This is a genomic window from Pseudoalteromonas sp. SR41-8, assembly GCF_014163915.1.
In the GTDB taxonomy this organism is placed as follows: domain Bacteria; phylum Pseudomonadota; class Gammaproteobacteria; order Enterobacterales; family Alteromonadaceae; genus Pseudoalteromonas; species Pseudoalteromonas rhizosphaerae.
Map to the genome: position 1 here is coordinate 1 of NZ_JACJEE010000015.1, position 13,290 is coordinate 13,290.

Genomic DNA, 13,290 nt, shown 5'->3' on the forward strand with positions numbered 1-13,290 from the left:
CATAAGCAAACTCGCACTTTTTAGCAGAGATAAGCAAACTCGCACTTTTTATCAGACATAAGCAAACTCGTATCAAATATGCGGCTAATAATTAACCTGCTACTGCCTTTGTTGCGTATAACTTTAAAAAAAGTTCAATAATTATCGTAATAAGTGTAAATCCGTCAGTTAATTGATGAATTTTTTTGCTACAATTGTCTGGCAAGTAATGTGAGTGAGTTCAACAGCACCATGTGCAGTTAATCTGCTTCCTTTTAGTGAGGTTGATCTTGGTCAGTATATTGTTTTTGTAAAAGTCATATCATAAAACGGCTCTATGCTCGAGCTAACTTAGTCAATTAGTTGATAAAGTCGGGATTATTCGAGCATGAGGCTGTTAATAACCTTGTTTTAATCAAGGGTTTTAATTATGATCGCTTCTATTTTAAAATTTCGAAAAATTAACCTGCTGTAACTGATGTTCTCAATATAGCAAGTGTTGAGAATCATAGTGGAGATAAGTGGATGAGCAATGCGCCTGTAGACAATGGCCGACGTCGCTTTTTAACCATAGCTACCTCTGTTGTAGGTGGTGTTGGTGCGGCTGGGGCTGCTGTTCCTTTTATTGCGTCTTGGAATCCAAGTGAGCGAGCTAAATCTGCGGGTGCGCCTGTAGAAGTAGATATCAGCAAACTTGAGCCGGGACAATTAATACGTGTCGAGTGGCGTGGTAAACCTGTATGGGTTGTATCACGGACCCCTAAAATGCTTGAGCAGATGAAAGAACACGAAGGTCAACTTCGTGATCCGCAATCGCAAGAGCCACAACAATTAGAATCATCAACAAATGATTACCGTTCATTACGCCCTGAGATATTTCTCGCGGTAGGTATTTGTACGCATTTAGGGTGTTCACCTGGCTTTTTCCAAGGTAATTTTGGTGAAAAGGTTGAGGGAACAGATGATGGTTTCTACTGTCCATGTCACGGTTCTAAATTTGATATGGCTGGCCGTGTATTTAAATCGGTACCTGCCCCGTTAAACTTAGAAATACCACCTTACACATTTCTTGATGAAACCACTATATTAGTGGGCGAAGAAAAAGGGGTAGCCTAATGTTCGGTAAAATTATTGGTTGGATAGACGACCGTATCCCAATGACACGTGTTTGGAACATGCATATTGCACAGTATCCAGCACCGAAAAACTTTAACTTCTGGTATTTCTTTGGCTCATTGGCCATGTTAGTACTAGTAAACCAAATTCTTACCGGGATTTGGTTAACGATGAACTTTGTTCCGTCTTCTGAGGGCGCATTCGCTTCAGTAGAATACATCATGCGTGATGTAGAATACGGCTGGTTACTACGTTATTTGCACTCAACAGGTGCATCAGCGTTTTTCATCGTTGTATATATGCATATGTTCCGTGGCATGATCTACGGTTCTTACCAAAAACCACGTGAATTACTGTGGTTATTCGGTATGTTTATCTTCTTAGCGTTAATGGCTGAAGCATTCATGGGTTACTTATTACCATGGGGTCAAATGTCATTCTGGGGTGCACAGGTAATCATTTCACTATTCGGGGCTATTCCGGTTATTGGTGATGACTTAACACTTTGGATCCGTGGTGATTATGTAATATCAGGTGCAACGCTTAACCGCTTCTTTGCATTACATGTTATTGCTTTACCATTGGTTATCGTAATTTTAGTATTCTTACACATTGTGGCACTGCACGAAGTGGGTTCAAACAACCCTGACGGCGTTGAGATCAAGCGTAAGAAAGGCTCTGTTGCTGAAGAAGATAAGCCTAAATTTAAATTCCATGAGTATTACACTGACAAGAAAGATATTGTTGATGCGATTCCGTTCCATCCTTATTACACAGTAAAAGATATTGTGGGTGTGGTTGGTTTCTTAATCTTGTTCTGTTGGGTGGTGTTCTTTATGCCTGCGATGAATGGTTTCTTCCTTGAAGGACCAAACTTTGAAGCGGCAAATCCACTTAAAACACCAGCACATATTTTCCCAGTTTGGTACTTTACGCCATTCTATGCAATCTTACGTGCAATCCCAGATAAACTAATTGGTGTTGCTGCGATGGGTGCATCGATTGTAGTGCTGGCGTTATTACCTTGGCTTGACCGTGGTACGGTTAAATCGGTTCGCTACCGTTGTGGCTTCCATAAATGGAACATTGCAGGGTTTGTTGTTACTTTCGTACTACTTGGTTGGGTGGGTGCAACTCCACAAACTGACTTTAAAACGATTGTCTCGCAAATCTGTACTGTGACTTACTTTATGTTCTTCGTACTGTTGTTTGTATACAGTAAGAATGAAAAAACTAAGCCATTGCCTGAGAGGTTAACGAAATGATGAAAAAGCTTATTATCGGTTTATTTGCTTTATCAATAAACGTATTGCCGGCAATGGCGGCAGGTCCATCGGTTCCATTAATGGAAGCCGGTAATGACCTAACTGATCAGCCTTCGTTGCAACGTGGTGCAAAGTTGTTCATGAACTACTGTCTTGGTTGTCACCAAATGCAGTATCAGCGTTATGAGCGTACTTTCCGTGATATCGGTATTCCAACAGCCGTTGGCCTTGAACAGTTAATTTTTGACGGTTCAAAAGTTGGTAGCCATATCACTAACGCAATTACTAAAGATGATGCAGCAAAATGGTTTGGTGCGGCTCCGCCGGATCTAACTCTAATTGCACGTGTAAAATCTCCGGATTATATTTACACGTACTTAAAGTCATTTTATAAAGATGAATCTCGTCCGTTTGGGGTAAACAATATTGTTTTCCCACTGGTAGGTATGCCTCACGTTCTGCAAGAACTACAAGGTTTACCAACACCTATTACTGAAGAAGTCGAAGAACATGGTCACACTGTGACTAAAGTTATTGGTACTGAAACAGATGGAACAGGCGAAATGAGTGTAGACGAGTACGATCAAGCGGCTCGTGACTTAACTAACTTCCTTGAGTACGTGGGTGAACCTTCACGTCTTGAATCAGAAGCGTTAGGTATCAAGGTTATCGGATTCTTAGTTATCCTATTTATCTTGGCATTCATGCTGAAGAAAGAATACTGGAGAGATGTTCATTAATTTTGAACATATTTAAAGGTAATTTTGCAATAGGGGCTTAAGCCCCTTTTGCTGTTTTTGTTATTTAATGGAGGTAGGCATGGCCGTAGCTGCCAATAAGCGCCCTGTAATGACCCTTTTTTCTGGTGCTAACTGTATGTATAGCCATCAAGTACGCATTGTACTTGCTGAAAAAGGCGTAAGTGTAGATATTCATCTGGCTGAAAAGGACAACCTGCCAGAAGCACTTCATGAAATTAACCCTTACGGTACAGTGCCAACACTGATTGACCGTGAGCTTGGTTTATATCAGGCAAACATCATCATGGAATACCTTGATGAACGTTTTCCTCACCCTCCACTAATGCCTGTTTATCCGGTAATGCGTGGCCGCAGCCGTTTAATGATGCATCGCATCGACACAGATTGGTACAGCCTTGCTGCTAAAATTTATGCTAATGGTGCAGAGTCTGCACAAGCGCGTAAAGAACTAACAGAAGCTTTACTTGCTGTTTCAGCAATCTTTACTGAAGCTCCTTACTTTATGAGTGAAGAGTTTAGTTTAGTTGATTGTTACTTAGCACCATTACTATGGCGTTTACCAGAGCTTGGTATTGAGCTAACTGGTGCAGGTTCTAAAGAGATGAAAGAATATATGATCCGTTTATTTGAGCGTGAATCATTCCAAGCTTCTCTTACTGAAACTGAGCGCGAGATCCGTTTGTAATGACGCCTAATCGTCCTTATTTACTTCGTGCTTTCTTTGATTGGATTGTTGATAATCAGTGTACACCGCATTTAGTGGTTAATGCTGATTTTCCAGCCGTGCAAATACCAACACAGTTTGTTCAAGATGGACAAATTGTGTTGAATATTAGCCCATCAGCTGTCACACAATTCTCAATGGATAATCAGCAGTTAAGCTTTAGTGCCCGCTTTGGTGGTCAGCCAATGCAAGTATACGTGCCAATTGGTGCCGTGCTTGCGATCTATGCCCGCGAAAACGGTGAAGGCACTGTGTTTACTGCAGATGAGTTTTTAGAAGATGAAGACGAGTTTGCAGCTGAGTTAGAAAGTGTTGATATCGCAGATGAATTATTACCTGACGAGCCAGCTCCTTCTAAGCCTGAAAAGAAAAAAGGCTCACACTTACGTGTTATTAAGTAATATGTAATTGTTTGATAAAAACCGCTGATTAAGCGGTTTTTTTATGCGCGCAATAAGCACGCATATTAATGGTATGCAGGGAGCAAATACGTGGTTTAAATTTGTATTAGCAACGTTAATTTGACCACCTAATTAGATATTTTTATGAGGTTCTGCTGTAAAACAAGCAGCACTGTGAACTGATACATTATTTAACTTGAGCCTAAGTGGCATCACACGATATAAAATAATTATAAAGTAAAAATGCAACAACTAGCTTTAATTAAAAGTGTACCGATTAATTATTCAGCTTGCTCTTGTGTTTTCTATAATTCAGTATTATTTCCTAGTGCTTATTTTATTATTAGTATAATATTATGATAATTTCATAATCTTCCACAATCCTTTGTAATCTTTCACAATTCTTTATAATTCCAACAATTTTAATAATTAGGTATATACGATGCGTAGTAACCTGCCTGTTACGACTAAAGAAAAAACATTCAATAATAATATTAAGTTAATTACAGTAACAGATACTCAAGGCAACATTCTTGAATGTAATGAAGCTTTTATTGAAATCAGCGGGTTTAAAAAAGCAGAGTTAATAGGTCAGCCTCATAACATAGTAAGGCATCCTGATATGCCTTCAGAAGCATTTAAAACAATGTGGTCTTATCTAAAATTGGGTAAACCATGGATGGGGCTTGTAAAAAACCGCTGTAAAAATGGCGATTATTATTGGGTCGATGCTTATGTTACACCCATAACACAAGACAATAAGATTGTTGGCTATGAGTCAGTTCGTTCTTGTCCATCACGACAGGCGGTTGCTCGGGCTACGCAGCTTTATCGTGATATCAACAAAGGTAAAAGCCAGAAAATGCATTTACCAGTGTCTTTAGAAAATTTATTGCTAACTTTTTCAATTATTATTTGCGCAATATTATTTTTAGCTGGTTATGCAAGATTGTCCGAAGGTATTTTGTTTACATCAGTTGTTATTTTTGCCATTTGGGTTTCTATAGTTAAAAAGAAAACTCTCAATGCGCTTAATAATATGCTTTCTCACTCATTTTCGGATCCTCTTGCAGTCAAAAGCTATACCGATGATGCTGGTGATTTAGGAAAGCTTAAAGTTGCTATTTTAAGTCAACTTGCTCATTTAGGGACGATTATAACTCGTATCGAAAGTTCTGCGCTGGTTGTTGCTAAGGAATCTGAGAAAGGTGCTGAGCTGACTGATAAAACAAGAAGAGATATTGAAAGTCAGCAGTTAGAAACTATGCAAGTTGCTACAGCAATGAATGAAATGTCTACCGCTATTGCTGAAGTATCGAAACATGTGAGTGATACTGCATCACAAGCTGACAAAGCCAATGAGCTGACTTTAAAAGGCTCTGAAATAGCCAATATTACCCATAATTCTATTCAAAAACTGCAGCTTACGGTTGAGCAAATTAGTAGTTCAGTACGAGGTGTTTCAGAACAAACAGCACGAATAGCTAATGCGGCTCAAATAATTGAACAAATTGCTGATCAAACTAACCTACTAGCTTTGAATGCTGCAATTGAAGCCGCTCGTGCGGGTGAACAAGGCCGTGGTTTTGCTGTCGTAGCAGACGAAGTTAGAAGTCTAGCTCAGCGTACCCAAGAATCAACTAAAGAAATCTACGGTATTGTTAGCGAATTAACGCAGCGTGCAAGTGACGCGGTAGAAATAGCTGATGCAGGGGCTATTGATGCAAAAGATGGTCTTTCTCATGTTATTGAGAGCAGTAAAATGCTAAATGGTGTAACCGAGTCTGTAGGTCAAATTGCTTCTATGTCTACTCAAATGGCTGCAGCAGTTGAAGAGCAATCCCATGTTGCTGAAGATATCAATCGTCAAATTGTAAATATTTCTGCACTTGCAGATACGAGTACTGAAAGCTCCAACAAGTTATCAGAAACTATTATCTATCTTAATAAGATAGCTGATGAGCTGCATGAACTCGTTGTTCGCTTCAAACAATAAAGTAAAAAATTTATCAAAAGCCATTTCTTAATTATGTATGTTGATATTGATATGAAACTAATGAGTAAAAAACTTGGAGAAGTAAATGAGCGCACCTGATTACCCCGCTGATGAATCTGCTCGCTTAAATGCTTTAAAACACACAGGTTTACTTGATTCGCTTGCTGAGGAGCGATTTGATCGTATCACGCGATTAACTGCACATTTTTTTAATGTAAAAATATGCTTAGTTTCTTTGGTCGATAGTGACAGGCAGTGGTTTAAATCAAAGGTTGGATTGGATGTTTGTCAAACTGGGCGTGAAATCTCTTTTTGCGGGCATGCAATTTTACAGCCGGATGTTTTTGTTGTTACAGATACAATAAAAGATTCTCGTTTTTCGACAAATCAGCTAGTAACACATGAACCTCATATTCGTTTTTATGCAGGCGCACCAGTACGCGAGTCCAGCGGGCAACCAATAGGTACGTTATGCATTATTGATGTTGTGCCCCGTGATTTTTCAAGTGATGAAAAGCAAATGCTACGTGAATTCGCTGATATGGTGGAGCATGAAATTACTCGGCTAGACCAAGAGGTTTTTAAGCAACAATTACATTCTACTATGAAAAAAAAGGCATCAATTTTAGCTACGTTGCCAGATATGGTGTTTGTGATTGACCGAGAATACCGTTTTATATCATGTAATGAACACCCTGATTTACCGATACCTCAGCATGAAATTATTGGCCACACTATTAATGATCTAATGCCTAATGAGCTAGGCTGTCAACTTATAAGCAAAGTTGAACAGGCTTTTAATGCAGATGATGCTATTCATCAAAATAATACATTTACTACTAAGTCAAACCGGTCGTTTGAAGTTCGTTACAAAAAGATTGATAAAAATGAGGTATTACTCGTTATTCGTAATATCACAGAACAATTACTCGCAAGCGAAGAGTTACGACGCCTTTCAGAGGTTGTCAGACAAACAACAAACGGAGTTATAATCACCGATAAAAGTGGTTTAGTTGTTTGGATAAATGAAGCTTTTACTGCTATTTCGGGTTTCAAATTAGATGATATCTCAGGAAAAAAACCAGGTGAGTTGTTGCAAGGGCTAGATACAGATCCTGAGACAATAAATGAAATGAGACATGCTATTAGCGCAGTCAAGGGGTTTAACGTCGATGTGCTAAATTACTCCAAAAATAAAAAGCCTTATTGGATAAGAATAGCATGTAATCCACTGTTAGATAATGAGGGCAGGCATTCAGGTTATATTGCAATACAGACTGACATAACAAAAGAAAAGCTAGATGAACAGGTTATTCATAACAGTCAAAATTTACTTAAAACGGTTATTGATGCAAACAAGATTGGTACATGGCATTTAAATATTCAAACTAGCGAGTTACTCATTAATGACAATTGGGCTGATTTATTAGGTTATAAGCTTGCTGAGTTGCTTCCATTAAGTCGTTTTAGCTGGGAGAAGCTAACTCATCCTGATGACCTTCATTATTGTTTATTTCAACTTGAAAAACATGTTTCTGGTCAGCTCCCGAGCTATGAAGCTAACATGCGGATGAAGCACAAAAATGGTGATTGGATTTGGATCAATACCCGTGGAAAGATATCCTCTCGCACTGATGATGGTAAAGCAGAGTGGTTGCTAGGTACGCACTTTGATATTAATGATCAAATCAAAGCTGAAAGCTCTCTCGATGAAAAATCAAAACAAATGGTCGCCGTCGTAGAAAGTATGCTTGATGGTGTTATTACTATCGATAGTATGGGGGTAGTGCTCACATTTAACCAAGCCGCAAAGGAAATTTTTGGTTATAGTGATAATGAAGTTATAGGTAACAATATTAGCATGCTAATGGGTTCACCGCACTGCGAGCACCATAATCACTATTTAAAAAAATATATAAACAATGGGAATAGTGATATTACTGGGCGCATTCGAGAGCTTGATGCATTGCACAAAAACGGCGCTACCTTTCCTATTGAGCTAGGTGTTGTCGAGGTGAAAAATGCTGGTGAGATCAACTTTATTGGTATTATTCGCGACATTACTCAACGTAAAAAACGTGAACAGGAAATACATAAGCTAGCGTTTTATGATTCACTTACTATGTTACCAAACCGTCGTTTGTTACTTGATAGATTGCAAAATACTATTTCCCATTGTGCTCGAAGCTGCAATTTCGCTGCAGTCTTATTTTTAGATTTAGACAACTTTAAAAATTTAAACGACAGTGCTGGACATAATAAAGGGGATTTATTGTTATGTAAGGTGGCTAATCGATTAGTTAAAGCAATAAACCATGGGGATACTGTGTCTCGGCTCGGTGGTGATGAATTTGTTATTATTGCTGCTGATCTGGGGGATGATGAAAAAGAGGCTGCTAATCAAGCTGAATCGATTGCTCAAAAAATTATGACCCGCTTAGCGCAAGAGTTTAATCTTGATGGTTTAACATATAATAGTTCAGCAAGTATTGGTGTAACTATGTTTAATAAAGCAAACACATCAACAGAGGAGCTACTCAAGCAAGCAGACTTAGCTATGTATAAGGCAAAAGATGCTGGTCGTAATGGGGTGCAATTCTTTGACCCTCAGATGCAGATTGCTGTTAGCTCAAGACTTACTCTTATCGGTGACTTACACGAAGCGGTAAATCAACAGCAATTCACTTTGTTTTACCAAAAGCAGATTAACCAATACCAACAAGTTGTTGGTGTTGAAGCACTATTGCGTTGGGTTCATCCTATAAAAGGCATTATTTCACCTGCGGACTTTATTCCATTGGCAGAGGATACTGGGCTTATAGTGCCTATAGGTGAGTGGGTATTGCAACAAGCATGTGAAACATTAGCAAAATGGGCAAAAACTCCTGCTAAAGCTAGTTTTACCGTTGCAGTTAATATTAGTGTTGTACAGTTTAGTAAAAAAGACTTTGTTCAGGTAGTTCTCAAGGCACTTAATAGCTCAAAAGCTAATCCAGAGCGTCTAAAGTTAGAAATCACAGAATCTCTCTTAGCAAATAATATATCCGATGTTAAAGCTAAGATGCGAGAGCTAAAGCAGCATGGGATTACATTTTCAATTGATGACTTTGGTACGGGTTATTCGTCTTTGTCTTACCTAAAGAAACTGCCTTTGGATCAGTTGAAAATAGATCAGAGTTTTGTCCGTGATATTATTAATAGTCTTAATGATAAAGCGATTGCTCAGGCTGTTATAACACTAGCTAGTTCAATGGATTTAGAAGTAATAGCTGAAGGGGTTGAAACAGAAGCACAACGGTTATTATTACAGAGCATGGGCTGCAATGCCTATCAGGGTTATCTGTTTGGTAAACCATGTATATTTGAAGAAATACAATTTTAATATTTTATTGTAGCAATAATGCGACTTAAATAGAGGGCATCGCGTTGTGGGCTCTTTTAGTAAAACCAAGGGCAAGCGATTTTATACGATATTTATTTGTGACGAAGGCTGAGTTAAGTTTCAGCTACGGATGATTAAAATGGAGAGACCGTGTTAACCTAATGGCAAACACGGCTGAAAATTCTTTATCTTTATAAGTACTCAAATACCTTAATAACGCGTTCTACACCCGAAACATTACGTGCAACGCTTACAGCGGTGTTTGCTTCTGCATCTGATACTAAGCCCATTAAAAATACTTCGCCATTCTCAGTTACTACTTTGATGTTGTTGCTACTGATGTTGTCGGTGGTAAGTAATTGTGTTTTTACTTTCGACGTTAACCAAGAATCATGGGTCTGGGTGCTCATGCTAATGTTAGAGCCAATACGAATTTGGTTATGTATTTTGCGTATAGCAGGTAAGCCCTCAATCGTATGCTGAGCCTCGTCTTTCATTTCTTGAGTTGCAACCTGGCCTATTAACAATACAATGCCGTTAACGCTAATCACGCTGATGTTGGCATGATCAGCAAGGCGAGGTACATCGTTTATTGCGACCCCAGCTTTGATTTCGATATTACTATCATCGATTTGCGAACCAAGAGTACGACGATCGTTGGCTGCGGTAACGGCACCAGCGGTACCTGCAACAACTGCAGCAGCGCAGCCTTGTAATAATAGTACTGTACTAATAACAATTAGAGATTGTTTCAACATTAGCTTTCTTCCTGTGGGAATAGGGTCAAGTCGACGAGTTCACTCAAACAGTGAAGATTAACCAAGTGAGATTCTATGATGCGGCTCGGACGTTTTGACGGAACACGAATTTCGACATCATTGGCGCCGAGTAAACCTACTAGCTCACCGCCATCATCACCAACCATAACAATAACTTTCATATCTTTGGTGAGTGCGGCTTCGACTGCCGATATGATGTTTTTTTCGTTGCCATTAATTGCTAAGACCAATAGTAAATCGCCTTGTTGAGCAAACGCTCGTATTTGCCGCGCAAAAGTTTCTTGGTCGTCACTTTGGGTGCTTTGACCAAGATTGATATGTTCTTGTGACAGCGCGATTGCCGGTAAACAAGGACGTTCTGTTTCGTAGTAGTTGATCAATATACCGGCCATATGCTGAGCAAGCATATGACAGCTCGCAGTACCGCAACAAATCAATTTATTACCATTGATTAGGCTTTGCGCTATGGTAAATGCAGCGGCTTCTAGGGCGCTTGGGAGTACTTCGCCGGCGGCTATTTGCACCTGAATGCTTTCAGTAAAAATCTCTTTTATAGTATCTTGCATATTAAAATACGTTTTTTATCCAATTAAGTTGTTGCGATGTGCCGCCTGTTATTGCGACAAAGTCGATTCTTATTGCTTGATCACTAAGCTTTTTGGTTGCTAAATAATGGTAAATAGAGCGCTTTAAACGTTCTTGCTTTTGTTTACCTAAAGCGTGGATTGCTCCACCCTTAACATAGCTACTGCGAAATTTCACTTCCACAAACACTAGCGTGTTGCCATCGCGCATTATTACATCTAGCTCCCCGTAGGGGCAGTTATAGTTTCGCTCTAACGGGATCAGCCCTTGCGTTACTAAGTATTTTTGCGCTTGTAGCTCGTAATACTGGCCTTTCTCTCGGCTATTTTGCCACAGTTGTTTAAACCACGACATCACAACATCCTTGTTTTATATTGCTTTTAGCTACTCACTGTTTGACCGGCTGGTAGCTGATTGCATAAATAACGGTAACGGTGCTGATGTTGCTAGCTGCACCGCCTGGATTTGTCTATTTTTGTATTGCGCCCAATTAAGTTGGCGATTTATTTGCCCATCACTGGTAATGCTTAATTGACCGGTTAAGCCATTAAACCGCTTACCGGGCAGCATACTCAATTGTGTGATACTACTTAACATAGCAACCGAATCATAGGCCATCGCAAATAAACGCTGACTTATATCAGCCTGTTCTGGCCACAGCGAGTTATATTGCTGACGCAAGGCATGATCTTTGACTTGTCCACTGAGCATCCATGGTAACTCGGTAAAATACAAACCATCGAGATCGCCTTTATCGGTGCTATCGATTTGCTTGCTATGACTTTTTGAGCTGGCATACAGAGGAATGCGATCAGCAAAGGTACTCACATTTACATCTAAATAAGGTTTAATCAAGCGAGTTTCGATAGCATCACCGAGAATATAAATAACATCAATATCACGACGAGAGCGGGTTTCGCTTTCTACTTCTTGTTTAAATAATGACTTAACGGTCGCAATACGTTCTTTTGATTTATCAACTTCTAACAGGTTAATAATGGTGGTTGGCATATCTTTTTTATCATTATAAAGACCAACTTCTGGTGTGGTTTCACTATAGCGTTGCCATTGTCGGTTGAATAAATCCACTAAGCGCTGGCCTGAACTATTATTTGGCGCAAGCAGCATAGGTTTTTGATAACCAACCGTTAAAAAGTGCTCAAGTGCTTGCTGTATTTCGTGTTCAGGATTAAGCGCAAAGAAGTAATGCTGTGGAGACTGGCGCTCACCATCAAAGGTATTTAAGTGCAAAACTGGGTAATCTTGTAATGCTTTGCTTGCAACTAGCTTATCAATGTTCGCTTTGAGTAACGGCCCAATTATAAAGTTTGGTTTAATTTCGAGTAATTTTGCAGAAAGCTCAGCAGAGCTAAGCATTTCATCAATAAAAATGGTTTCATCAATAGATGAGTTATCTAGTGCTGCTAACACGCCAGCTTTTAAGGCATCACCTAGGCGTTCATTAGCACCTGATTGGGGTAATAAAACAACTAAACGTTCAATATTCAGTGGCTCAGCAGTAATTAGATCCGCAGCCTTTTTTGGTAATACCGCGATTGCCGGATGGCCTGAATAACGGCGCTGCCAATTATTAATTGCTTGGTCAAGTTCTACAGGGGCACCTAAGTAAACTTTATGATATAAAGCTAAATTTACCCAACCTTGCTGTATCACTGAGCCGCGGTTAAAGCGTTCAAGGGCATAAGATGAAAGCTGCTGAAGGTTCTGCCATAACGCACTATTTAATTGTGGGATCGTTAAGTTCTTTTTACTTGCGGTTTCAGAAGCGCGAAAAAAATATGGCATCGCTTGTTTTGGTAAATTTTGTGATGCGTAAATACTGGCGGTTAAATATTGATGCCAAGCAAAATGCTCCGGTTGAGTCAATTGGCTGTCTAAACTGGCTAGCATCTCAAGTGCGAGGGTATTCTTGTTTTGTTGCATTTGCGCAAAAGCGGTATAGAGTTTATTTTGCACTTGGTCTACGCTAGGTGTGCGTTCTAATTCAGTACTAATTTGCTCTAACAGTGGCCATTGTTGCTCTACAATCGCAGCATCACGCGCACTATAAAGAAGTTGGATTTTGTCAGCGCCTAGGCGATTTAAGGCTAGTTGGTACATAGATTGTGCGTCAGTCGCTTGAATTTGTGATGCGCTATTAGCTGAACTGAGGTTTTCACTGGTTTTAGTCGGTTTTTCGGTTGTACTACAGGCCGATAACCCTGACAATATGATTAATAGACTAACAAGTTTAAGTCGCACAATGATTTCCCAATACGTTAACGCGATTTGCTTATATTAC

11 protein-coding genes are annotated in these 13,290 nt (G+C 39.4%); 7 read left to right on the plus strand and 4 right to left on the minus strand.

Annotation, left to right across the window (positions count from 1 at the left end; genetic code table 11):
• The first annotated feature begins 504 nt into the window (after window positions 1–504).
• From petA to H5162_RS11595, 7 genes are all read left to right on the plus strand, one after another.
• On the plus strand, window positions 505–1,095 hold the full coding sequence (gene petA / locus H5162_RS11565) for a ubiquinol-cytochrome c reductase iron-sulfur subunit (RefSeq protein ID WP_145236799.1): 591 nt from the start codon (window positions 505–507) through the stop codon (window positions 1,093–1,095).
• Window positions 1,095–2,360, plus strand: coding sequence for a cytochrome b N-terminal domain-containing protein (locus H5162_RS11570; protein WP_145236803.1), 1,266 nt, complete (start codon window positions 1,095–1,097; stop codon window positions 2,358–2,360). Before petA ends, H5162_RS11570 begins: the two co-directional genes overlap by 1 nt.
• Window positions 2,357–3,100, plus strand: coding sequence for a cytochrome c1 (locus tag H5162_RS11575; protein ID WP_145236807.1), 744 nt, complete (start codon window positions 2,357–2,359; stop codon window positions 3,098–3,100). Before H5162_RS11570 ends, H5162_RS11575 begins: the two co-directional genes overlap by 4 nt.
• A 79-nt stretch (window positions 3,101–3,179) precedes the next feature.
• Window positions 3,180–3,806 carry a stringent starvation protein SspA gene (gene sspA / locus H5162_RS11580; RefSeq protein WP_064667929.1) on the plus strand — a complete coding sequence of 209 codons (627 nt, stop codon included), beginning with the start codon at window positions 3,180–3,182 and terminating at the stop codon, window positions 3,804–3,806.
• The gene (locus tag H5162_RS11585; protein ID WP_145236812.1) at window positions 3,806–4,246 is read left to right on the plus strand and encodes a ClpXP protease specificity-enhancing factor; all 441 of its coding nucleotides are present in this window, start codon (window positions 3,806–3,808) and stop codon (window positions 4,244–4,246) included. The genes sspA and H5162_RS11585 overlap by 1 nt, the downstream gene beginning before the upstream one ends.
• Before the next feature lie 442 nt (window positions 4,247–4,688).
• On the plus strand, window positions 4,689–6,242 hold the full coding sequence (locus H5162_RS11590; RefSeq protein WP_145236816.1) for a PAS domain-containing methyl-accepting chemotaxis protein: 1,554 nt from the start codon (window positions 4,689–4,691) through the stop codon (window positions 6,240–6,242).
• An 85-nt stretch (window positions 6,243–6,327) separates the two neighbouring features.
• Window positions 6,328–9,624, plus strand: coding sequence for an EAL domain-containing protein (locus H5162_RS11595; RefSeq protein ID WP_182778575.1), 3,297 nt, complete (start codon window positions 6,328–6,330; stop codon window positions 9,622–9,624).
• Between the two features lie 191 nt (window positions 9,625–9,815).
• Here H5162_RS11595 and dolP read toward each other — a convergent pair whose 3' ends face one another.
• Genes dolP through H5162_RS11615 form a run of 4 tightly spaced genes read right to left on the minus strand, consistent with a single transcriptional unit; the run spans window position 9,816 to window position 13,250 of the window.
• Window positions 9,816–10,382 (minus strand): division/outer membrane stress-associated lipid-binding lipoprotein, encoded by a 567-nt coding sequence (dolP, locus tag H5162_RS11600; protein ID WP_182778578.1) that lies wholly within the window; start codon window positions 10,380–10,382, stop codon window positions 9,816–9,818.
• Complete coding sequence (locus tag H5162_RS11605; RefSeq protein ID WP_145236825.1) at window positions 10,382–10,969, minus strand: SIS domain-containing protein; 588 nt, start codon at window positions 10,967–10,969, stop codon at window positions 10,382–10,384. Before H5162_RS11605 ends, dolP begins: the two co-directional genes overlap by 1 nt.
• A gap of 1 nt (window position 10,970) precedes the next feature.
• The gene (locus H5162_RS11610) at window positions 10,971–11,342 is read right to left on the minus strand and encodes a YraN family protein (protein WP_145236829.1); all 372 of its coding nucleotides are present in this window, start codon (window positions 11,340–11,342) and stop codon (window positions 10,971–10,973) included.
• A gap of 30 nt (window positions 11,343–11,372) precedes the next feature.
• On the minus strand, window positions 11,373–13,250 hold the full coding sequence (locus tag H5162_RS11615; protein ID WP_182731660.1) for a penicillin-binding protein activator: 1,878 nt from the start codon (window positions 13,248–13,250) through the stop codon (window positions 11,373–11,375).
• Window positions 13,251–13,290 lie beyond the last annotated feature (40 nt).

What these genes read in the sequence shown, in the direction of transcription:
- petA (WP_145236799.1), top strand. Translation starts at nt 505, where the DNA reads ATGAGCAATGCGCCTGTAGACAATGGCCGACGTCGCTTTTTAACCATA.
- H5162_RS11570 (WP_145236803.1), top strand. Translation starts at nt 1,095, where the DNA reads ATGTTCGGTAAAATTATTGGTTGGATAGACGACCGTATCCCAATGACA.
- H5162_RS11575 (WP_145236807.1), top strand. Translation starts at nt 2,357, where the DNA reads ATGATGAAAAAGCTTATTATCGGTTTATTTGCTTTATCAATAAACGTA.
- sspA (WP_064667929.1), top strand. Translation starts at nt 3,180, where the DNA reads ATGGCCGTAGCTGCCAATAAGCGCCCTGTAATGACCCTTTTTTCTGGT.
- H5162_RS11585 (WP_145236812.1), top strand. Translation starts at nt 3,806, where the DNA reads ATGACGCCTAATCGTCCTTATTTACTTCGTGCTTTCTTTGATTGGATT.
- H5162_RS11590 (WP_145236816.1), top strand. Translation starts at nt 4,689, where the DNA reads ATGCGTAGTAACCTGCCTGTTACGACTAAAGAAAAAACATTCAATAAT.
- H5162_RS11595 (WP_182778575.1), top strand. Translation starts at nt 6,328, where the DNA reads ATGAGCGCACCTGATTACCCCGCTGATGAATCTGCTCGCTTAAATGCT.
- dolP (WP_182778578.1), bottom strand. Translation starts at nt 10,382, where the DNA reads ATGTTGAAACAATCTCTAATTGTTATTAGTACAGTACTATTATTACAA.
- H5162_RS11605 (WP_145236825.1), bottom strand. Translation starts at nt 10,969, where the DNA reads ATGCAAGATACTATAAAAGAGATTTTTACTGAAAGCATTCAGGTGCAA.
- H5162_RS11610 (WP_145236829.1), bottom strand. Translation starts at nt 11,342, where the DNA reads ATGTCGTGGTTTAAACAACTGTGGCAAAATAGCCGAGAGAAAGGCCAG.